Here is a 22134-nt window from a genome sequence, read left to right on the forward strand (position 1 = left end):
CTGGTCCGCCGTCTAGTGGTCGGACAAGATCAGAACTGCTGGTTGCCCTCCCCTTCCTTCTGGTCGTCGTTGCGTACGCGGCTGCGACGGTTCTGGGCCCGGAAATCCATCTGGCCGAACTTGTGGTTAAAGCTCACGCCGAAGCTGCGGAAGGGGATGGTAAAGCTGCTCTCCTGCGTAAAGTCCTCCCCCCGCAAGCTGGAGGCGAAAACCTTGTCTTCGCTGAAGGGCGTGATTACCCGGAGCCCGAAGGAGGTGCGTTCGCTCACTTCATAGTTCATCCCGACGCCGTAAATGCTGAAACTAGGATTGGAGCCCTGCAGCGTCTGCTGCCGTCCCCGCCCGAAGGCGAAGAAGTCGGCCCGCAACTTGTCGTTGAACTGGAAGCTGCCGCCCCCGTTGCCGCTAATCACGTCGGCGGAGCGCTCCAGCAGTTCGCCGTTCACCGTACCCGTACCGTTGTAGCGGCCGTAGTTGAGGCTGGCCCGCAACTGGAGCTTTTCCCAGAGGGTGACCGACGTGAAGAGGTTCGCTCCGTAGGTATCGCTGCTGCCGATGTTCAGGAAGGTAGTGGTACTGGCGATGCCGTCGTCATCAACGTTGAGGAAGCTTTCGATGAGGTCATCCGTGCGGCGGTAGTAGGTGGAGGCATTGATGACTACCCCTTTGACGTAGGTATTATAGGCCAGCTCATACTGTTCTACCAGTTCGGGCTTCAGGTCCGGATTGCCAATCTGCAGGGAGTTCGGGTCGGAGATCGCCGTGAAGGGGTTGATGTAGAACAGGCTCGGCCGCTGGATGCGCTGGGTATAGCTTCCTTTCAGGTTGCTGAACTGGGAGAGCTTGCGGTTCAGGATGATGCTCGGCAGGAAGTTTTGGTAGCTGTTGGTGAAGCTCGGGTTCTCGCTGCGGAATCCTCCGCCGATCTCCGTAGTTTCGTAGCGGGCACCGGCTACCAGTCCCCAGTTGTCGTTGATCGACCAATTCGCACTCAGGTAGGCGGCGTAGACATCCTGGTCGTAGAGGAACAGGTCGGTAAGTTTAGGATCGTCAGCAAAGTCCCCTCCGTCGTTGGGCTTCACCTGGGTGCGGTAGTCGCTGTCGATGCGGCGCAGCACGGCCTTGAAGCCGGTTTCCAGTTTCAGGCGCTCCCCGGCGGGGTGGACGTAGTCGAGCTGACCGGTGTACTCCAGGTTCAGTCCGTCGTTGGTATTGATGAGGTCTCGCTGGTAGATCGGCAGGTCCCCCGTTTGGTCGACGATGTTGTCGGTGTTGCTGTTCTGTCCGCTGAGCTGGAAGGCCAGGATCAGTTCCCGGTCGGGCTGATCGGCAAAGGTCCGGCGGTAATCGAGGGTAGCGTCAAAGCCGGAATTGGCGTTTTCACTGTCGTTGAAGCGCGCGAAATCGACGTTGTTTTCGGTTCCGAAATAGTCGATCAAGCCGTTGGTCGTCCCCTCCTGGCTCCGGGCGAAGCGGTTGTAGCGTCCACTCAGGTTGAGGCTGTTGTAGGCGTTGAAGTCGTAGAAGGCGCCGAGGTTCCCGTTGGCGCCGAAGAAGCCCGATTCGTTCAGTCCCCCCTGCTCGAGCTGGCGAACCGGTGCGCCATTGCCGAAATCGGTCCGCAGAAACTGGTTCTCCGCGGCTCGCTTCCAGCTCCAGAAACTGTTCACCCCGGCGTTCATGCCAAAGCGGCCGATCAGCGCATTGGCGTTCAGGCCGAAGTTATTCTGGCGGGTGCCGACGCTGGAGTTCACCGTACCGGTGAATCCCTGGGCTTCCTTTTTCTTGGTAATAATGTTGATGATGCCACCGCTGCCCTCGCCGTCGTAGCGGGCGCTGGGGGTGGTGATGACCTCCACGCTTTTGATCTGATCGCTGGGGATACTCTTCAGCGCGTCGGCCACACTGCTGGCGAAGATGGTCGACGGGCGACCGTTGACCAGGATCCGCAGGTTGGAGGAGCCGCGCAGGCTTACGTTCCCTTCCAGGTCGACGCTGAGCAGCGGCACCTTCCGCAGTACATCGCTGGCGTCGCCGCCGCTGTTGGTGGCGTCCTGGTCGGCATTGTAGACCATCTTGTCGATGCGGTTCTCCACCAGGGAAGCCTGGGCGGTTACCTCTACCCCTTCCAGGGTGACGGCGTCGGTGGCCAGGACGATGGGATCGAGGGTAAGGTCGGGACTCTTCTTCGTTGTCTTGACGTCCGGAATCACCTGCTCCAGGTAACCCAGAAAGGTGGCCTTAACCTGGTAGTCGCCAGGGGCTACGTTGACCAGCTTGAAGCTGCCGTCGGCCTCGGTGAGGGTCCCGTTGACCTGCTGTTGACCGTCGGCCGAGAGCAGCACGATGGTTGCGAATTCAACCGGCTCACCCGACTGGGCGTCGGTTACCTGTCCGCGGATAACCCCCTTGATGGAAGGGGCTGCCCCGGCGCCGGGAAACTGGGCGTACAGCGGAACTGACAGGATCGAGAGAAGAAGAAGAATTGCTTTCATGGTGGGGTGGCCTGGGGAAGGTGTCAAAATTACAGCCTGCCCTGCCCGCGGGTTACGGCCTCGCCGACCTCTTCGACGAACGGCAGAGGAAAGTCTACCATCAGAGGCAATGAATGAGCTCGTCCGACCATTTAGTGGTCGGACCACTTAAGTCGTCCGACCACTAAACGGCAGGACCAGCACCCCTGTGTAGCCGCAATTTTTTACTTTTGCCCTACGCAGCATTAACCGCCCCGGCCGCATTACATCGTTAGCTTACCTTATCATGAACGGTAATCCGTCCCCCAACCGCGCGGCCCTTGACGCCGTGGCCGGCATCCTGCTTTCCGCCGTTGCTGTGTATTTTCTGCTGTACGCCCGCGAGATCTTCACCGGCTCCCACTACCTCGACTGGTCGTTGCTGCGGGCCCTTTGCCTGGTGGGCCTCCTCACCCTGGGCATCAGTTTCTACGAGAACCGGGTAGCGGGTTAAACCCCGGCACCCGCGCCCGCGCCCAATCCCCCACCGATGTCCGAATACACCCCACTGGTCCACAGCCCGCGCACCGCCGCTGAAATGACGGCCGCCTCCGCCGACTTCTACACGGAGATGAACCTCCGGCGGACGGTACGGGAGTTCTCGGATGCCCCCGTGCCCCGGGAAGTGGTGGAAGACATCGTGCGTACGGCCGCCGCCGCCCCCTCCGGTGCCCACAAGCAGCCCTGGACCTTCTGCGTGGTAGAAGACCCTGCCCTCAAGGCCCGCATCCGGGAGGCCGCCGAGCAGGAAGAGTACGAGAACTACCACGGCCGGATGTCGGAGGAGTGGCTGGCCGACCTGGAGAAATTCGGTACCGACTGGCGCAAGCCGTTCCTCACCACCGCCCCCTACCTGATCGTGGTGTTCAAGAAAGCCTACGATCTCGACGCTGACGGCCGGCGGCACAAGAACTACTACGTCAATGAGTCGGTCGGCATCGCCTGCGGCTTCCTGATCGCGGCCATCCACCGGGCCGGCCTGGTGACCGTGACCCACACCCCCAGTCCCATGAATTTCCTCCAGCGGGTACTGGACCGCCCCGAAAACGAGCGCCCCTACCTGCTGCTGCCCGTGGGACTGCCGGCACCCGACGCCCGGGTACCCGTGATCGAGCGCAAGGGGCTGGATGAGGTGCTTTGCTGGTACTGATTACTTCACCCCACGGGGCTGAACCTGGGGTCGCATCACCTCGTTGGGATGGCCATGTGGACCTGCCCCAAATGCCAACGCCCCTTCCGCCGCGCCGGACAGTGGCACGTTTGCAGTGAAAAGACGATCGACGAGATCTTTGCCGGCAAGCCCGACCAGGTGGTGATGGCCTTCGACGACGTACTCGTGGCCACCGCCGAATGGGAGCCGAACCTCATCACCCCCGCCCGCCACGCCGTCATGTTCACGAACAAGCGGGCGTGGATGGTCGACCGCCCAATGTCCAAGCTGCTCGAACTGAGCTTCTTCACCGGCGAGCTGCTGCACTCCCCGGTGCTGCACCGGTCGGCCCCCGACCACATGGGGCAGAAAAAGTTCCGTCATTCCATCCGGCTGTCCGGCCCCGGGGAACTGAGCCCGGAAGCGGTCGCCCTGATGCGCAAGGGCTACGACTACGGCAACCGCTGAGCCATTCCGTGGCTTTGCCGCATCTTAGCGCTATGGCTGACAAACTCTGGCAAAAAGACTATTCCCTGGACCAACGCATCGCCGACTTCACCGTCGGTCGCGACCGCGAACTCGACCTCGAACTGGCCCCCTTCGACATCCTCGGCTCCCTGGCCCACGTGACCATGCTGGAGGAGGTAGGACTGATCGATTCGGCGGCGGCGCGCAGGTGCCAGGCCAAACTCCGCGAGCTCTACCTGACGGCCAACAACGGGGAGTTCGTCATCGAGGACGGCGTAGAGGACGTCCACAGCCAGGTCGAGCTCCTCCTCACCCGCGAGCTCGGCGACGACGGCAAGAAGATCCACTCTGGCCGCAGCCGCAACGACCAGGTGCTCGTGGACCTGCGGCTGTACTTCCGCTACCGGATCCAGGGTATCGTGGAGCAGACCGCCGAGCTGAGCCGTACCCTCACTGACCTCAGCGAAGAGCACCGCTACAAGCTCATCCCCGGCTACACCCACCTGCAGGTAGCCATGGTGAGCAGCTTCGGCCTCTGGTTCGGCGCCTACGGCGAAGCCCTGATCGACGACCTGCGGCTGTGGCTCGCGGCCTACGACACCGTGGACCAGAACCCCTTGGGCTCGGCGGCCGGCTACGGATCCAGCTTCCCCCTCGACCGCGACCGCACCACCGAACTCCTCGGATTCCGGGAGCCGGTCGTTAACGTCGTGGCCGCCCAGATGGGCCGCGGCAAGACCGAACTGACGGTGGCCTTCGCCATCGCCGGTCTGGCCCAGACGCTGGGCAAGATGGCCATGGACGTCTGCCTGTACAGCAGCCAGAACTTTGGCTTCCTGCAATTGCCGGATGACCTGACTACCGGCTCGAGCATCATGCCGCACAAGAAAAACCCCGACGTCTTTGAATTGCTCCGGGGCCGCTGCAACCTGCTGCAGTCGCTGCCGGCTCAGATCAGCCAGCTGACGACCAACCTGCCCAGCGGGTATCACCGGGATTTCCAGCTGCTCAAGGAGGCCATCTTCCCCGCCCTGGACCAGCTGGAGGACGGGCTGGCCATTGCGCTTTACGCCCTGCCCCGCACCCGGGTGCACGCCCAGGAGCTGCCCACAGATCCGCGCTACACCTACCTGTACAGCGTGGAGGCGGTCAACAACCTCGTCCTCGAAGGCGTGCCCTTCCGGGATGCCTACCAGCGGGTAGGCAAGGATATTGAGGCGGGCACTTTCGTTCCCCCTACCGACCTGAAGCACACCCACCTCGGCAGCCTGGGTAACCCGGGCAACGAGCGCATTGCCGCGAAGCGGGAGGCGGTCATGGCCTCTTTCGACTTCGAGCGCGGGCGGCGGGCCGCGGAGGCGTTGCTGTAGGCTGGTCCGCGGTTTTGTGGTTGGACGACTTAAGTGGTCCGACGGTTAGTCGTCGGACGACAAGTGGTCCGACGAGTGGTCAATGGACGAGCTGGCTGGCATAACAATTATTGTCTCGATAACCATTCGTATCATAAACCGGACCGTTCAGCACATATACACCTGTTGGCGTCGTGGCAACATATTATTAAATTACTTTTGCAACGCAAGCAATTCCGGAGAGCGGATTGGTATATTTTGTAATGTTTGGTCTTTTTATTGTTATCAAGCCAGACATTAACGTTTAGGTTTTACAATATATCCATTATAGAATATGCCTTCATGTTTTACATTCATTTTTGAATGTAAAGGATACTCTCCGATATTATTCACTAGCAGCAACGGACTCTAAGATGAAGGAGTACCCAAGTTACTGATTAAGCTTACTTTATATTCAAAAAATTCCTTTTGGAATTACTTCATGCCGGCGGTACCGGCTCACTGTTTGCTTTTATAATTATTTGCAGACACAATTATTTCATATTACTGCCTGACCAAGGCTGATAGCGCACGCTAATTTCATTATATCGGTATTCCCCGTCCGGATCTTCCGTGTTTATCATCGGCGATCAGTCGCGGAAGGGATCATTGCGTGCCTATTTGACTCCTAGTCAGGTATTTCATTCATGGTTTTATTAAACTCAAGAAATGAGGTCACTCTACTATTTACGTCCGTTCATCGGGCTTCTTTTCATGTTCGCGGCAGCCTCCTCGGTGAATGCCCAATCAACCGAGATTCTGGGATCCGACTGGCGGATGCACCGGGGCAAAGGGCACATCACCCTGGCGGAGCGCTTGCCGTACCACGGACACAGCTCCGCCTACCAGTACGCCAGCATTCCCGCTACCAATGACGGAGGATGGACCAGTGCACCGGTCAATGGTTCCGGCGAGGTTTCCTTTTCCGAGTATTCCTCCGTGCCCTGTCTGACCTCCGTCGACTTCACCTACTTCGAGGCCTTTGTGAATTTCCCGGCGAGCGGAACTGCAATCAGCGAGTGCCGCGTAACCTTTAGTGCGGTTGATGACGGTGCGCGCGCTTACATCTTCAATAGCGCCCACCCCAACGGAGCTTACGTAGAAGGTGGTGACATTGTACTCGGTGGAAATCCGGTGACGGCCAATCTTTCCCCTTTCATTGTCCAGGGTGAGATCAATCGTCTGGTGGTTGTCCAGTATGACGACTGCGCCACGGGTAATAATGTACATGGCATCAAAGCAACCGTCAATGGGGTCGCTGTACGCATTGTGGATGACATCGACGGCGACGGCATTACCGATGCCCAGGATAACTGCAATACTACCCCCAATCCAGACCAGGCCGACCAGGACGGAGACGGCATAGGTGACGCTTGCGATAACTGTGTTTCCAACTCCAATTCCGACCAGGGCGACGCCGACGGAGATGGGATCGGTGATTCCTGTGACCCCGACAACGACAACGATGGCGTGGTTAATGCAGTCGACAACTGCCCCCTGATGTATAACCCTGACCAGGCCGACGAAGACGGCGATGGAACCGGTGATGCTTGTGAAATCGTGCTTTCCTCCATCAATTACTGCCAGCCCTCTACGGCTACTGCGTGCCGACACATGGGCCTCGAGCGGGTCATTATCAACGACCTCGACAACATTTCCGGATGCAATGGAGGCTACGGCGACTTCAGCCACCTGGCGTTGTCTCTTCACGCTGGCCAGTCCTACAGTGTGCAACTCGGCGGCAGAAGCTACCCCCAGTGGGGATTCGTTTTCGTAGACTGGAACTGGGACGGCGACTTTGAGGATGCCAACGAAACCGTCGCCTCGGGAATCTTCATCCCTTCCACCGGCGCTTTGGGTACCGGGTCATTCTCTGTCCCCTCCACCGCCAAGGGTGAATACCGCATGCGGATCGTCAGCGAGTACCAGTACCGTAGTAACCCAACCGCATGCAGCACCTTTTATGGGGAAATCGAAGATTACACCATCACTGTAACCGCTGGCTGTGAGGACAAGGATAATGACGGCTTCGCGGATGCAAGCTGTGGTGGTGATGACTGCGACGACAATGACCCTACTGTTTTCCCCGGAGCCGAGGAGATCTGTGACGGCATCGACAACGACTGCGACGGACAGGTTGATGAAGGATTTGTCGATACCGACCACGATGGCACCCCCGACGAGTGCGACGCCGACGATGATAACGATGGCGTAGCCGATGTCAGCGACGCTTTCCCCCTTGACCCCACCGAGTGGATCGACACCGATGGAGACGGCAGCGGCAACAACGCCGACACCGACGACGACAACGATGGCCAGTCCGACAACGATGAGCTTGCCTGTGGTTCCGATCCCCTGGACCTGGCCAGCACCTCTGCCGACAACGATACAGACAACCAGCCCGACTGCGTAGACGCTGACGATGACAATGACGGTTACCTCGACACCAATGACGCTTTCCCCTTCGACGCTACCGAGTGGACCGACACGGATGGCGACGGTATTGGCAACAACGCCGATACGGACGACGACAACGACGGACAATCCGACGAGGATGAACTTGCTTGTGGTTCCGATCCCCTGGACATCAACAGCGCCTCGGCCGATAACGACGCGGACAACCAGCCCGACTGCGTGGACGCTGACGATGACAACGACGGCTACCTCGACACCAATGACGCTTTCCCCTTCGACCCCACCGAGTGGATCGACACCGATGGCGACGGAACCGGTAACAACGCCGATACCGACGACGACAACGACGGCGTAACCGACACCCAAGATGCCTTCCCCCTCGACGCCACTGAATGGATCGACACCGACGGTGACGGAACCGGCAACAACGCCGATACCGATGACGACAACGACGGCGTAACCGATACCGAAGATGCCTTCCCCCTCGACTCCACCGAATGGATCGATACCGACGGTGACGGAACTGGCAACAACGCCGATAGCGACGACGACAACGACGGCCAAACCGACAACGATGAGCTCACCTGTGGTTCTAATCCCCTGGACCTGAACAGCACCGCGGCCGACAACGATGGAGACAGCCTACCTGACTGCGTTGACACCGACGACGATAATGACGGCGTAACCGACGAACTCGACAACTGTCAAATGACCCCCAACAGCGAGCAGGCCGACACCGACTGCGATACCGTAGGTGACGTATGTGACGTGTGCCCCGGCGTGGATGATCGCGTGGACAACAACGGCGACGGCATCCCCGACTGCAGCCAGGTGCTCGACTACGATGCCTACAGCGACGACTGGAAGTGCGGGAAAGGAAAACAGGAAAAAATCATGATTCTGCACATCCCCCCCGGCAATCCGGAAAACGCCCACAACATTTGCATCAGCTTTAACGCCCTCGACGCCCACCTGGCCCACGGTGACCTGATCGGTGTGCAAAGCAGCTGTGCTCCGGCAACCGTTTCGGCCCCTGCAAAGAAAGGCGGACGCAATTCGCTGACCTCTGCTGAGGTACCAACGGTTACTGCTTACCCCAACCCTGCCGGTGAGACCCTGACCGTCGACCTGAGTGGGTGGCCCCAGACGACCAGCATCCGGATCCTTGACCCCCTCGGTCGTGCGGTAATCAATCGCGAGGTATCTGGCGGCACGCCGTCCGTAACCCTGGCCCTGGGCGCTCGCTCCCTGTCCAGTGGGGTGTACACCCTGACCGTCACCGACGGAACGGAACGCATCAGCCGCCGCATTTCGGTGCAGCGCTAATTGATTCCGCGGGAAACCGCTAACCTGGTTCCCTCCCCCTAGCAGGCCGCCCCCGGGCGGCCTGCTTTTTTTTGTCGCGGAAGCATGGAATGGTTGCAGGGCTAAACCCTATTGGTCGGATAACGTATAAACCCGATCCCTGGCCCCCCGGACGAGGTGAACATCCATCCCCGATATGCCGTCCAATCTGCGGAACTACCCAAGCATGGACAGTCTATTCTTCTTCGGCGGCATCGGTATCGTAGCGATCGCCCTTACGGACTTCATCTACACCACCCTTTCCTGCAACGGTTCGGGTTACCTGTCGACGGGGCTCAACCGCCTGCTGGGTAAACTGCTCGTACCCCACTCCGATGGAATGCGCAATTGGACAGGAGTGATCCACTTGGTAGCCTCCTTGCTTATGTGGATTATCCTCTTGCTCGCCGGCGGGTTCCTGGTGTATCTATCGGATGATGAAATGGTCGTGCGCGCTGCCACGAAAGTGCCGGCCACCGCCTCCGAGCGGGCCTACTATACCGCCTTTGTATTTTCTACCCTGGGCATTGGGGACTATGCGCCGGGTAATTCGATGGGCCGCCACGTCACTGCAGTCTACTCCCTGCTGGGATTTGGGGTACTGACCACGGCCATTACTTACATTCTCTCGGTTACAGGAGCAGTAACCCAGAAAAAGAACCTGGCCACCTTCATATCGGGGATGGGGCAAACGCCCTCCGAGCTCTTGGCCTATTTCACTACGGATCCGGACGGCACCCTGTTTTCCGGGCGCATTGACGATCTGGTGAACCAGCTGAACAGCCACCTGAACGATCACCTCAGCTACCCGATCGTCCATTACTTTCATTCCAACCGGGGGGCGTGGTCGGCCGTGATTCAATTGGCAGCCCTGTATGAATGCCTGGTCGCCCTGCGCATTCGCTACCGCGCAAACCCGGAAGTACTCGCGCACGCCGACCGACTGGAACGCAGTTTTGCGTACTTCCTAGAGGTGGCCCACATCCCCGACAAGCTGCGCATGGAGGACGATGGGCAGCATGTCCAACTACGCCAGCAATGGATGAAGGAAGTAATGGAAACGCCTGGGTACAGCCCACCAACCAACGAGAACAGCCGGGCCCTGGGCGCCGTACTACGGCAGGGAGGCTATGGGTGGGCGGACGTTTATTCGAAGGATTAGCCCTTAACACTAAACCGCGGACCAGCCGTGGAAAACCTCAGACCTCCTGCAGCTCCACCAGCTTGCGGTAGGCCCCGCCCCGCTCCAGCAGCTCGCCGTGGGTGCCCCGCTCGATGATGCGGCCGCGGTCCAGGACGATGATCTGGTCGGCGTTCTGAATGGTCGACAGGCGGTGGGCGATGACCAGGGCCGTACGGTTGGCCATGAGCCGCTGGAGGGCCTCCTGCACGAGGCGTTCGGATTCGCTGTCAAGGGCCGAGGTGGCCTCGTCGAGGATGAGGATATCGGGGTTACGAAGTACGGCACGGGCGATGGTAAGCCGCTGTCGCTGCCCACCACTCAACTTGGTGCCGCGGTCGCCGATGTTGGACTGGTAGCCGCCCGGAATGCGGACGATGAAGTCGTGGGCGTTCGCCACCCGGGCGGCCTCCTCCACCTGCTCGGGGGTCACGTCCTTCATGCCGAAGACGATGTTGTTGTAAATCGTGTCGTTAAACAGGATGGCCTCCTGGCTGACGATGCCGAAGCGCGACCGCAAGTCCGTCAACTCGTAGTCGCGCAGGTCACGACCATCCAGGGTGATGTACCCCCCGGTGGGGTCATAGAAACGCGGCAACAGGTCGGCGATCGTACTCTTGCCCCCGCCGCTGGCGCCGGCCAGGGCCACCACCTTGCCGGTGGGGATCGCCAGGTCGATGCCGTGGAGTACGTCCGGCCCCTCGGAGGTGTACCGGAAGCTGACGTCGTGGAAACGGATGCCTCCCGCGGCTGCCGGCTGTTTGGCTCCCGCCTCTGCTCCGATAGCGATCGGGGCGCCGCCCGCGGGAGTTTCGAGCATGGGGTTCTGGACGTCGAGCACGGCCTCTACCCGCTCCAGGGCCCCGAGACCCTTCTGGACGTTGTACCACGCCTTGGAGAAATTCTTGGCCGGGTCGATGACCATGTAGAAAGCGAAGATGAAGGCGATGAAGGTACCCGCCTCCATGGTTCCGGCAAACACCTCCCGGGAGCCGTAGAGCAAAAGCAGCGCTACGGTAGCGATGCCCAGGAATTCGGTGAGCGGACTGGAAAGGTCGCGCCGCCACAGCAGCCGCACCAACCGGTGGCGGTAGCGGTCGTTCAGTTCGGCGAAGCGCCGCGACTGGTAGTTCTCGGCGCCAAAGCTCTTGATGATGCGCAGCCCCCCGAGGCTTTCCTCCGTGCGGCTCACGATCTCGCCCAGCGTTTCCTGCACTTCGCCGCTGCTGCGCTTGAGCCGCTTGCCAATACCGCCAATCACCACCCCGGTGAAGACCATCAGCCCGAATACGAAGAGCGTCAGCGACGGGCTCACGATGATCATGAAGGTGAGCGACCCGATGATGATGAAGGGCTCGCGGAAGATGGCCTCCAGCACGTTCAGGATGCTGCTTTCCACCTCCTGTACGTCGCCGGTGATGCGGCTCAGCAGGTTGCCCTTCCGCTCCTCGGTGAAGTAGCCCAGCGGCAGGTGCAGTAGGTGGGTGTACAGCTCATTGCGCAGGTCACGGATGATGCCGTTGCGCACCGGTGACATGAAGAAGAGGGCCAGGTAGCGGAAGAGGTTCTTGAGGAGGAACGACAGCAGGATCAGGGCACAGACGTACAGCAAGGCCTGCTCCCTCCCCTCGCGGGCGATCCACTGGGTGACGAGGTAGCCGCCGTACTGCTCCAGGTCCGCCAGGGAGTCGATAGAGGCCGGAGCGACCATCACCGGCTCCGTCTGCTCAAAGAGCAGGTTGAAAAAGGGCTGAAAGATGGGGATGGATACGACGGTGAATACCGCCGTCAGGATATTACAGGCGATGGCCAGCGCCACGAGGCCGCGGTAGTTGCCCATGTAGCCGAGGAGCCGGCGGAAAGATTGCATCGGGCAAAGGTAAGGCGAGGCGGCGGTTGGGCCCGGCGCGGTGTAGCCCGCTTGCCTTACTTTCGCCCCATGTCCGTCATCCACAAGTCAACCTACGATTTTCTGCGCGACCTGGCCGCCAACAACGACCGCGACTGGTTCAACGCCCACAAGGACCGGTACACGGCCGCCCGCGACAACGTAGCCGACTTCGCCAAGGCACTGCTGCAGCGGCTGGGCCACCACGACGTCATCAGCACCGAGAGCGGCCGCAAGTCCCTGTTCCGGATCTACCGCGACGTGCGCTTCAGCAAGAACAAGGACCCCTACAAGACCAACATTGCCGGCTCCTTCACCCGCGACGGCCGGCAGCGGCGGGGCGGCTACTACTTCACCTTCTCCCCCGCCCACAACCTCGTCGGTGGAGGCTTCTACGGGATCGAGCGCGACGACCTGAAGCGCATCCGGGAGGAGTTGGGCGCGGACGCGGGTGCCATGCGGGACATCGTGAATGCCCCGGAATTCGTCCGCCTGTTCGGCACCTTGCGCGGCGAACAGCTCAAGACCGCCCCCCAGGGATTCCCCCGCGATCACCCCGACATCGACCTGCTCCGCTACAAGCAGTTCTACGCCGCCCGGGAATTCACCGAAGCCGAGGTCCTCGCCCCCGACTTTCTGGACCGGGCCGAAGAGGTGATCCTCGGCCTGCGCCCCTTCTTCGACTACTTCAGCGAGATTTTGACCACCGACGCCAACGGGGAAAGCATCCTCTGAGCGGCAACGCAACTCCCATGCGCTTAGGCTTTGACGCCAAACGGCTCTTCCACAACGCCACCGGGCTAGGTAATTACAGCCGTACCCTGCTCGCCAACCTGCGGGCGGCCCACCCTGAATTGGAGTGTTTCCTATACAGTCCGAAGTCAAGTGAGAACGCCTTTGCCCTGCCCTTCCGGGAAGATTCCGGTTACGTGGTCCGTACCGCCACGGGATGGGCCGCCCCCCTGTGGCGGAGCTTCGGCGTCACCCGCCAATTGCGGCGCGACGGCGTCAAACTCTACCACGGGCTGAGCCACGAGCTCCCCTACGGCCTCCACCGTGGCGGTATCTCTTCGGTGGTGACCATCCACGACCTCATCTACCGGCGCCACCCGGAGTGGTACCCGACCGTCGACCGCTGGATCTACGACCGCAAGGTGCACCACGCCTGCCGCGAAGCCGACCGCATCATCGCCATCAGCGAGCACACCCAGCGCGACCTGGTGGAGTTCTACGGGGCGCCCTCCGAACGAATCGACGTGGTCTACCAGAGCTGCGACCCCCTGTTCTACACCGAGGCAGACCCGGCGTTCCCCGCAGATGCCCTAACCCGCTACGCATTGCCCGCCGACTTTTTCCTCTTCGTGGGCAGCCTTACGCCCCGCAAGAACCTGCCCCTTATCCTGGACGCCTACCTGCAGCTGCCGCCCGCGGACCGTCTGCCGCTGCTGATCGTGGGCCGGGGCACCAGATACCGCGACCGCCTCATGGCGGAAGCCCGCTACCGCCCCCTCCACCCCCTGCTGCGGTGGATCGATGACCTGGACGACAACCGACACCTCCGGCAACTCTACCGGCGGGCCCGGGCGGTGCTCTACCCCAGCCACTACGAGGGCTTCGGGCTGCCGGTGGCCGAGGCCCTGCTTTCCCGGACGGCCGTCGTCACGAGTACGGTCTCCTCACTGCCCGAGGCGGGTGGCCCCGGCGCCCTGCTGGTCGACCCGAACCGGCCGGAGGAGATGGCGGCGGCCCTCCACCGCCTCCTCCACGATAATGCCCTGCGCGACCGGCTGATCAGCGCCGGCCACGCCTACGCCCACGCGCGGTTCGGGGCCGCGGCTACGACCGAGGCGTTGATGGAAAGTTACCGGCGGGCCCTGGAAACCCGCTGAGCGATCAGAATCAACTACATTTGGCCGGCTCCAAACTGCGCAACCCTTGTCCGTCCCCCCTTCCCTTCTCGTTGTATCCGATTACCGGGATTCCCTGAGCGGAGTACGCCCCGAGGGCCGGTGGTTCGTGGAACTGGCCCGCAATTTCGGCTACCGCATCACGCTGATGACCCACCGGGAGGGAGCCAGCTACTTGGATGAGCTGGAAGCCGCCGGGGTACGCATCATCGACTGGCACCCAACTCGGAAGTTCAGTAACGCCGAGCGCGACCGGCTACGGGAGGAACTCCACACTGGCGGCTACGACCTGCTGCACCTTTTCAACAACAGGGCCGTAGCCACCGGCGTAAGGGCCGCCCAGGGGTGGCCGGGCAAGGTTATCACCTACCGCGGATACACCGGCAACGTGCACTGGTGGGACCCCACGGCCTATCTCCAGCACCTGCACCCCCGGGTGGACCTCATCACCTGTGTCAGCCCGGCGGTCAAGGAGGACCTCGACGCCCAGCTCTTCTTTGATTCCCGCAAGACGGTGGTGGTCCCCAAAGGGCACGACCCGGCCTGGTACGAGCGGGTCAAGCCCGCGGACCTGCACGCTGAATTTAACATCCCCGCCGACCGCATCGTCCTGGTCGTGGTGGCCAATGCCCGGCGAATGAAGGGCATGGACTACCTGGGCACCGCCATCCGCCGACTGCCCGCCGAGCTGCCCCTTCACCTGATGTTCGTGGGCCGCGGACTGGAAACCAATGACCTGCTGGCCGACCTGGCCGATAGCCCCTACCACGATGAGGAAGACTTCACCTTCACCGGCTGGCGTTCCGACGCCCTGGAGTTGGTGGCGGCCGCCGACATCAGCCTGCTGCCCAGCATCAAGGGGGAGGGACTGAGCAAGGTGCTGCTCGAAAGCTTCTTCCTGGCCCGCCCGACCATCCTGACCGACATTGCCGGGAACCGGGGCCTGGCCATCAACGGAGAAACCGCTCGCGTCATTCCCCCGCGTAATGAATACGCGATGGTGGACGCCATCGTGGAGCTCGTCGAAGATGAAGCCCTGCGGCGGCGGCTGGGTCCGGCCGGCCAGGCCTATATCACCCAGCACTTCCACTGCGAACAATCGGCCCGGAAACTGGACGCCGCCTACCGGCGGGTGCTCGGTCGTGCAATCGACTGAAACGCGTTTCACATTTTCCACCCGGCACCTTACCTTACAACACTAAATTCAGACCATGCACAGTACCTATTCCTTAGCCTTACTCCTTCTCTTCTTCCTTACCTCCTGCGGTTCCTCCGAAACAAACACCGTTGAAGAGGCAGATGCGGAGGCCGACACCGCCCTCACCACCCGCGGCGAGCCGATGCTGCAGGGCAGCGGCGAATGGACCAACCTGCTGGCCGACAACAGCCTCGAAGCCTGGCATTCCTACAACGAGGACGAAGCCGGCTCGGCCTGGAAACTCGACGAAGAAGGCGTACTCTACCTCGACACCACGAACAAGGGCGAGCACGGAATTGAAGGCGGCGGGGACTTGGTCACCGATGTGTCGTTCGAAAACTACGAGCTCGAGCTCGAGTGGAAGATCGGCGAGTGCGGCAACAGCGGCATCATCTACAACATCACCGAAACCGACGACCTGGACTACCCATGGCTGACCGGCCCGGAAATGCAAATCCTCGACAACGACTGCCACCCCGACGCCGAGATCGTCACCCACCGCGCGGGCGACCTCTACGACATGATCACCGGAGAGCCCGAGAACGTCCGCCCCGCCGGCGAATGGAACCGCGTGCGCCTGGTGGTCACCGATGGCCGGGTAGAGCACTGGCAGAACGGAGAGCGCCTGCTCACCTACAACAATACGGGCTCCGAATGGGAGGCCATGATCGCCGATTCGAAGTTCAAGGACTTTGAGCGCTTCGGCAAGACCACTTCCGGCAAGATCGGCCTGCAGGACCACGGCGACCCCGTCTGGTTCCGCAACATCCGCATCCGGGAACTGGACACGAAATAATTAACCACCAACAAAAGCAAACTCATATGTACGTTGATTCAACCCAGGCGGCGGCCGCGGCGGGTATTCCCGCCAACCGCGACCGGCTTTTCCTGGCGGCCTGTGTTTCCCTGGTCGTCACCTCGATGACCTTCGCCATCCGGGCCGGTATCCTGACCGAACTGGGCACCACCTTCGCCCTCACCGGTCCGCAGCTGGGCTGGGTGAACAGTATGGCCTTCCTCGGCTTCCCGATCGCCATGATCATCGGTGGCCTCCTCTACAACAGCATCGGCCCCCGGAACATGCTCTGGACGGCCTTCATCTGTCACCTCCTTGGGTTGGTCCTCACGATTTTCGCCGGCGATATCGGCCCGCTGAGTGGCTTCTGGGGCCTGATGATTTCCACCTTCTTCATCGGATTCGCCAACGGGGCGGTGGAAGCGGCCTGTAACCCCATGGTAGCGGATATGTACCCTGAAAAGAAGACCCAGATGCTGAACAAGTTCCACGTCTGGTTCCCCGGCGGTATCGTGATCGGATCACTCATCGCCAACTTCTTCGGTGATGCCCTGGGTTGGCAGGGACTGATCGCCACCATGTTCATCCCCACCTTCCTGTACGCTTTCCTGATCTTCGGACAGGAGTTCCCCCGGTCCAATGCCATCAGCAAGGACACCGGCGAGAACATCCGCAGCCTGGCTACCCCACTGTTCCTGTTCATCGTGCTCTGTATGACCCTGACGGCCACCACCGAATTCAGCACCACCCAGTGGGTAGAGAAGATCCTCGGTGCCAGCGGTGCCAGCCCGATGATCGTTCTGGCCCTCGTGACCGGCCTGATGGCCGTCGGCCGCTTCTTTGCCGGCCCTATCGTGCACAACCTCAACCCCACCGGGGTACTGCTGATCAGCGCCGTGCTGTCGACCATCGGCATCTACCTGCTGAGCACCCTCACCGGCGGGGCCGTCTACTTCGGCGCCATCGTCTTTGCCCTCGGCATCTGCTACTTCTGGCCCACCATGATCGGCTTCGTAGGGGAATACATCCCCCAGACCGGTGCCCTGGGCATGTCGCTCGTAGGTGGTGCAGGGATGTTTGCCCTGGTGATCTGGAACCCCATCATTGGCGGCTGGCTTGACGACGCACGCGCCACGGCGGAAACCGCCGGCGCCATTGGTGCGGAGGCCGACATCATAGCCGGGCAGGCTACACTATCCACCATGATGTGGTTCCCCATCATTCTGGTGGTGCTGTTCACCGGACTGTACTTCTACATGCGCAATCGCCACCAGGTACCGGCCGATGAGGCCGTACTCAACCCCGATGCCATGTCTACCCCCGGCTCCGCCCGGTAAAGGGTAATCTCCGCCCCAAATTGCTTCAAAGGCCCCTTCCACCCCGCGTGGAAGGGGCCTTTTCACTGTTGGTGGTGACCGCAGGATATTCACCACAGAGGCACGGAGTTCCACCGAGGAAACCTGGGATACTGCTCCGTGTACTCAGCGCTCTCTGTGGTTTGGTTCACAACTCGGGCTGCAAGCCCTCGACCTGTTACGGGCGCAGCGAGCTGCCCCGTAAATGGTGGGAACCGGTACACAGCCATTTGTAAATCCCGACCCTGTCGACCACAGAGGCACGGAGGTCCACTGAGGAGGCCTGGGGTACTGCTCTGTGTTCTTTGTGCCCTCCGTGGTTTACGCAATCATCTCGGGCCGCAGGCCCTCGACCGAAGAAGAGCGCGGCGAGCAGCCTGCAAATGGTGGGAACCGGTACACAGCCATTTGTAAATCCCCCACCCTGTCGACCACAGAGGCACGGAGTTCCACTGAGTTGAGGCCTGGGGTACTTCTCCGTGTTCTTCGTGCCCTCCGTCGTTTCCGCAACCAACTCGGCCCGCAGGCCCTCGACCTGATGAAGGGCGCGGCGAGCTGCCTGCAAATGGTGGGAACTGGTACACTGTAATTTGTAATTCCCACACCCTGTCGACCACAGAGGCACGGAGTTCTATTGAGTTGAGGCCTGGGGTACAGCTCCGTGTTCTTCGTGCCCTCCGTGGTTTCCGCAACCAAGTCGGCCCGCAGGCCCTCGACCCGTCTGTAAACCAAAAAAGCCGCTTCCCCGGTCGGGGAAGCGGCTTTTTACCGAATAGGGATCCGGTACTAGTCGAGGGCCTGGGTCCGCTGACCGGCGCTGTAGTTGATCTTCAGCTGGTTGCTTTTCCGAAGCTTGGTTTTCACGTCCTGTACGATACCCATGGTTACTTCACCGTCGACGCGCAGGGAGGAGGTAATCCGGGAGCGCTTGGCTTCGGGCAGCTTCACCTTGTGCTGTTCGAGGAAGAGGGGGATATCGTCGACCGTGGAGATCTTGTCGCCCAGCTGGATGCGGGGAGAGGTGCCGTATACGGCCTGGTACTGTTGGGTGGGGCGGCCAATGTAGATGTAGTTGACCAGCGACTTTTCATCCAGTTTGGTAAGCTGGGTGGCTTCGGGGGTGTTGACCTGCAACTTGAGGTCGGAGTCCCGGAGCACGGTTACCATCATAAAGAAGAAGAGAAGCATGAAGATGATATCGGGCAGCGAGGCCGTCGAGATCGCGGGGGAAGACTTACCGCGTTTTTTACTGAACTTAGCCATAGTAGATTATTGGTTGGTAACGGTACTGGATGGAAGATGCAGCCAGCGGCCAGTTTGGTGGGTGTAAAGAAAAGCGGGTCGGCCAGTTGCTGACCGACCCGCTGGTTAAACCTAATTTTCTTCACCAAAGTTGGTGGGCTCGGCCTCGGACAATACCATGGGGATATCGTCGCGGATGGCTTTGCGCTGGGCAAACGGCATCTCTTCGCTGTAAGGCTCGCCGTACCGTTTGAGGGACTCCTCGTTCCAGAGGTCATCGTAGGCGCCTTTCAGCTCGTTGTAGACGGCCAGGTAGGTCTCGTAGTCGGTACCCCGGTCGTTTTTCAGCGAGATGATGGCGTTACGCGGTCCTTCGGCCAGGTCGGGGCGGCGGGTGGGGTTCATGATGAACTCCTTGGCGCGCTCCCGGAGTTCGCCGATGCGGGCCGGCTCGTCGCGGACGAGGAGCTGGTTCTGGGCGTTTACCAGTACGGAGAACACGTTACGTTCCTTGAGCTTGGTGATGTCGGGCTCTTCATCCGACCAGGGCGGCAACTTTACGAGGATACCCTTGTCTTCGGCGATGGTGGTAGTGACCAGGAAGAAGATCAGCAGCAGGAAGGCGATGTCCGCCATCGAGCCGGCATTGATCTCATTGTTCATCCGGTCTCTCGTCTTGGTCTTTGCCATGGTCGTGGTCTGTTTAAGTTAGTTATTTAAAGATACCGCGGATACCGAACACGATGAGCGTCAGGATCGCCAGTCCGATCATCACCAGGGCCGTCAGGATGGACCCGCTGATGAACTTCAGGTTCCCCTCGGTCAGTTCGGCTTCCTGGGAAGTTTCGAACTTCTCGATCGCGTTGGCGATCTCCGGATCGGTCACTTCACCACTGGCCATCGAGTAGCCGATGAACAGGATGAGCAGCAGACCAACCAGTCCGGCGATTCCCTTGAGGGATCCCTTGGGGTTGCTGGCCATCTGTACAACACCGAAGATCAGGGCAACGACAAAGGCCAGGGCGGTAAGGATAACCGAGATGGAAATGCCGAAGTTGAAGATGTCGGTCTCGTAGGTTTCTGCCGTCTTATCGTTGGCCTGGAGCATTTCCAGCGTCGTATCGTCGGCAGAAAAGATCGAAGCAAGGAAGATAATGGTAATCAGCACTCCAATCCCGAAGGCCAGAGCCTGGCCGTATTTGTTCAAAAATGAATACATAATTGATTGGATTTTGCGAGCGACTGATTAGACGCGGGGACGAGTAGTAGTAAAGGTGTTGTTGGTAGCCATGATGTCTACCAGCGCGATCGAAGCGTCTTCCATGCGGTTAACGATACCGTCGATCTTGTTCACGATGTAGTTGTAGAGGATCTGCAGGATGATGGCCACTACCAGACCGAATACCGTGGTCAGAAGGGCTACCTTGATACCACCGGCAACAACCGCGGGGCTAAGGTCACCTACCGTCTCAATCCGGTTAAAGGCCTGAATCATACCGATTACCGTACCCATAAAGCCGAGCATGGGGGCAATGGCGATGAAGAGCGAGATCCACACCAGGCCGCGCTCGAGCAGGCCCATCTGTACCGAGCCGTAGCTCACGATGGCCTTCTCAACGGCATCGGGGCCTTCGGCGCTGTGACGCAGTCCTTCGTAGAGTACGCTGGCGGTGGGGCCAGGGGTCGACTTGGCTACTTCCTTGGCACCTTCCACGTCACCGGCTTCCAGCCGCTCACCAATGCGGGAGAGGAGCTTGTCGGTGTTGGTGGAGGCGAGGTTGAGGGTGATGATGCGCTCGATACAGAACGCCAGCCCCAGGATCAGACAGATCAGTACGATCGCCATGAACCGCCAGTCACCGTCGATAAATTGCTTCTTGAGAACCTGGAATCCAGCAGAATCCTGGGCTGCCAGGTCCGCTGCCGAAAAGGCTACCAGCGAAAGTACCGCCAGTGATTTGAATAGATGTCGCATAGCCGTATTTAAGGTTTAACGAATGGATTGCGTAATAATAAGATAATGACCCGACGCCGCCAGGGGCGCCGGGTGCTGCGGAGAAGAAGGGATTCGAACCCTCGATACGGGGTTACCGTATATACGCTTTCCAGGCGTACCTCTTCAACCACTCGAGCACTTCTCCTAAATAATTCTTTGTCAATGTAGCCCCCCATCCATTGATGAGGGTTCGGAGAAGCGGAAGGGTGAGGGGGGGCGGGCTTACCGCATCTACGCGTTAGCCTGCGGCTGATAGTCGTTCCTCCTCAGAGTTCCAGGCGTACCTCTTCAACCACTCGAGCACTTCTCCTAAATAATTCTTGTCAAGATAACAGTTCTCCATCGAGAGCCGCTGCTGCATCCGTGCTGGTGGGAACCGCCGGCGTAGACGCAAAAATTGTAAAAACGATCAACAAAACAAAATTTTTATCGGGCCCCCGGAAAATAAGCCCGCGCTTTGCGACGTATGTAAGCCTGGCTCAGTTTAACCGTAAATCTGCAAATTGGTCTAGGTCAAACAGTTGCCGTGCATTGTCCGTGGTGATGCGCCCCACTTCCTCCGTCGGAAGGTTCCAAATTTCGCCCATTTTTTCCGCAATGCGGGGTAGATAGGCCGTTTCGTTGCGTTTCCCCCGGTGGGGAGTGGGGGCAAGATAGGGCGAATCCGTTTCTAATAGGACACGGTTTTTCGGGAAATCACGGATCACGGGTTCCAGCCCCCCGTTTTTGAAGGTCAGCACGCCTCCGATTCCCAGGTAGAATCCGAGGTCCAGGGCCCGGGCCGCTTGGCGGGCGTCACCCGTAAAACAGTGGAACACTCCCCGCAGCCGCGGATCGTTCAACCCTTCGATCAGTTCCAGGAGGTTGTCGATGGCCTCACGAGCGTGGATGCTGATGGGCAGGTCGTATTCGATGGCCCACTGGCACTGCCGCAGGAAGGCGTCTTCCTGCTGGGCGCGGAAGGACTTGTCCCAGTACAGGTCCATCCCGATCTCCCCGATGGCCACCCAGCGGCGCTGTTTCAGGTAGCGTTCTACCTCGGCCAGCTCCTCCTCATAGTCGGCGCCCACGCTTACCGGGTGCAGGCCGATCATGGCCAGGCAGCGGTCGGGGCAGGCCGCCTCCAGCTCCAGCATGGCCGCGTGGGTACTGCGGTCAATGGCCGGCAGGAGGGCCATCCCTACCCCACTGTTCCAGGCCCTTTCCAGCATTTCACTGCGGTCTTCGGCAAATTTGTCGCTGTAGAGGTGGGTGTGGGTATCAATCAACATTTGGTAGTTAGATGTCAGGGGGG

At 60.2% G+C, this 22134-nt stretch carries 18 protein-coding genes and 1 tRNA gene; 11 read left to right on the forward strand and 8 right to left on the reverse strand.

What is annotated here, in order from left to right; all coding sequences use genetic code 11:
• Nucleotides 1-29 precede the first annotated feature (29 nt).
• The gene (locus tag CGL56_RS06980) at nt 30-2495 is read right to left on the reverse strand and encodes a TonB-dependent receptor domain-containing protein (RefSeq protein WP_099105811.1); all 2466 of its coding nucleotides are present in this window, start codon (nt 2493-2495) and stop codon (nt 30-32) included.
• 265 nt (nt 2496-2760) lie between these two features.
• Between CGL56_RS06980 and CGL56_RS06985 the strand changes: the two genes are divergently transcribed.
• The 6 genes from CGL56_RS06985 (at nt 2761) to CGL56_RS07010 (ending at nt 10440) form a co-directional block, all read left to right on the forward strand.
• Nucleotides 2761-2967 carry a hypothetical protein gene (locus CGL56_RS06985; RefSeq protein WP_099105812.1) on the forward strand — a complete coding sequence of 69 codons (207 nt, stop codon included), beginning with the start codon at nt 2761-2763 and terminating at the stop codon, nt 2965-2967.
• A 36-nt stretch (nt 2968-3003) separates the two neighbouring features.
• Nucleotides 3004-3663 carry a nitroreductase family protein gene (locus tag CGL56_RS06990; RefSeq protein WP_099105813.1) on the forward strand — a complete coding sequence of 220 codons (660 nt, stop codon included), beginning with the start codon at nt 3004-3006 and terminating at the stop codon, nt 3661-3663.
• Between the two features lie 48 nt (nt 3664-3711).
• Nucleotides 3712-4131 carry a DUF5655 domain-containing protein gene (locus CGL56_RS06995; RefSeq protein WP_099105814.1) on the forward strand — a complete coding sequence of 140 codons (420 nt, stop codon included), beginning with the start codon at nt 3712-3714 and terminating at the stop codon, nt 4129-4131.
• Nucleotides 4132-4163: 32 nt separating this feature from the next.
• Nucleotides 4164-5501: an argininosuccinate lyase gene (gene argH, locus CGL56_RS07000; protein ID WP_099105815.1), complete on the forward strand. Its 1338-nt coding sequence runs from the start codon at nt 4164-4166 to the stop codon at nt 5499-5501.
• 687 nt (nt 5502-6188) lie between these two features.
• On the forward strand, nt 6189-9260 hold the full coding sequence (locus CGL56_RS07005; RefSeq protein ID WP_143470644.1) for a GEVED domain-containing protein: 3072 nt from the start codon (nt 6189-6191) through the stop codon (nt 9258-9260).
• Nucleotides 9261-9465: 205 nt separating this feature from the next.
• Nucleotides 9466-10440, forward strand: a complete 975-nt coding sequence (locus CGL56_RS07010; RefSeq protein WP_167641608.1) for a potassium channel family protein — start codon at nt 9466-9468, stop codon at nt 10438-10440.
• A gap of 37 nt (nt 10441-10477) precedes the next feature.
• Here CGL56_RS07010 and CGL56_RS07015 read toward each other — a convergent pair whose 3' ends face one another.
• A complete protein-coding gene (locus tag CGL56_RS07015) occupies nt 10478-12328 on the reverse strand; it encodes an ABC transporter ATP-binding protein (RefSeq protein WP_099105818.1) in 1851 nt (616 codons plus the stop codon).
• Nucleotides 12329-12397: 69 nt separating this feature from the next.
• Between CGL56_RS07015 and CGL56_RS07020 the strand changes: the two genes are divergently transcribed.
• Genes CGL56_RS07020 through CGL56_RS07040 form a run of 5 tightly spaced genes read left to right on the forward strand, consistent with a single transcriptional unit; the run spans nt 12398 to nt 17584 of the window.
• A complete protein-coding gene (locus CGL56_RS07020) occupies nt 12398-13081 on the forward strand; it encodes a DUF2461 domain-containing protein (RefSeq protein ID WP_099105819.1) in 684 nt (227 codons plus the stop codon).
• Between the two features lie 17 nt (nt 13082-13098).
• Nucleotides 13099-14235 (forward strand): glycosyltransferase family 4 protein, encoded by a 1137-nt coding sequence (locus CGL56_RS07025; RefSeq protein WP_099105820.1) that lies wholly within the window; start codon nt 13099-13101, stop codon nt 14233-14235.
• 46 nt (nt 14236-14281) lie between these two features.
• Entirely contained in the window at nt 14282-15409 is a 1128-nt protein-coding gene (locus tag CGL56_RS07030; RefSeq protein ID WP_099105821.1) for a glycosyltransferase family 4 protein, read from the forward strand.
• Between the two features lie 55 nt (nt 15410-15464).
• Entirely contained in the window at nt 15465-16247 is a 783-nt protein-coding gene (locus CGL56_RS07035; RefSeq protein ID WP_245184074.1) for a 3-keto-disaccharide hydrolase, read from the forward strand.
• A 26-nt stretch (nt 16248-16273) separates the two neighbouring features.
• The gene (locus CGL56_RS07040; RefSeq protein ID WP_099105822.1) at nt 16274-17584 is read left to right on the forward strand and encodes an MFS transporter; all 1311 of its coding nucleotides are present in this window, start codon (nt 16274-16276) and stop codon (nt 17582-17584) included.
• 804 nt (nt 17585-18388) lie between these two features.
• On the opposite strand, the gene CGL56_RS07045 is transcribed toward CGL56_RS07040, so the two are convergent.
• The 6 genes from CGL56_RS07045 to CGL56_RS07070 form a co-directional block, all read right to left on the reverse strand.
• Nucleotides 18389-18865 carry an ExbD/TolR family protein gene (locus tag CGL56_RS07045; protein WP_099105823.1) on the reverse strand — a complete coding sequence of 159 codons (477 nt, stop codon included), beginning with the start codon at nt 18863-18865 and terminating at the stop codon, nt 18389-18391.
• A 111-nt stretch (nt 18866-18976) separates the two neighbouring features.
• Complete coding sequence (locus CGL56_RS07050) at nt 18977-19534, reverse strand: ExbD/TolR family protein (protein WP_099105824.1); 558 nt, start codon at nt 19532-19534, stop codon at nt 18977-18979.
• A gap of 22 nt (nt 19535-19556) precedes the next feature.
• On the reverse strand, nt 19557-20063 hold the full coding sequence (locus tag CGL56_RS07055) for a hypothetical protein (RefSeq protein ID WP_143470645.1): 507 nt from the start codon (nt 20061-20063) through the stop codon (nt 19557-19559).
• Nucleotides 20064-20090: 27 nt separating this feature from the next.
• Nucleotides 20091-20819, reverse strand: coding sequence for a MotA/TolQ/ExbB proton channel family protein (locus CGL56_RS07060; RefSeq protein WP_099105826.1), 729 nt, complete (start codon nt 20817-20819; stop codon nt 20091-20093).
• A 78-nt stretch (nt 20820-20897) separates the two neighbouring features.
• A tRNA-Ser gene (locus tag CGL56_RS07065) sits at nt 20898-20985 on the reverse strand.
• Between the two features lie 334 nt (nt 20986-21319).
• Complete coding sequence (locus CGL56_RS07070) at nt 21320-22111, reverse strand: TatD family hydrolase (RefSeq protein WP_099105827.1); 792 nt, start codon at nt 22109-22111, stop codon at nt 21320-21322.
• Nucleotides 22112-22134 lie beyond the last annotated feature (23 nt).

Origin of the sequence: Neolewinella marina (assembly GCF_002631205.1) — a bacterium.
Classification (GTDB): Bacteria; Bacteroidota; Bacteroidia; order Chitinophagales; family Saprospiraceae; genus Neolewinella; species Neolewinella marina.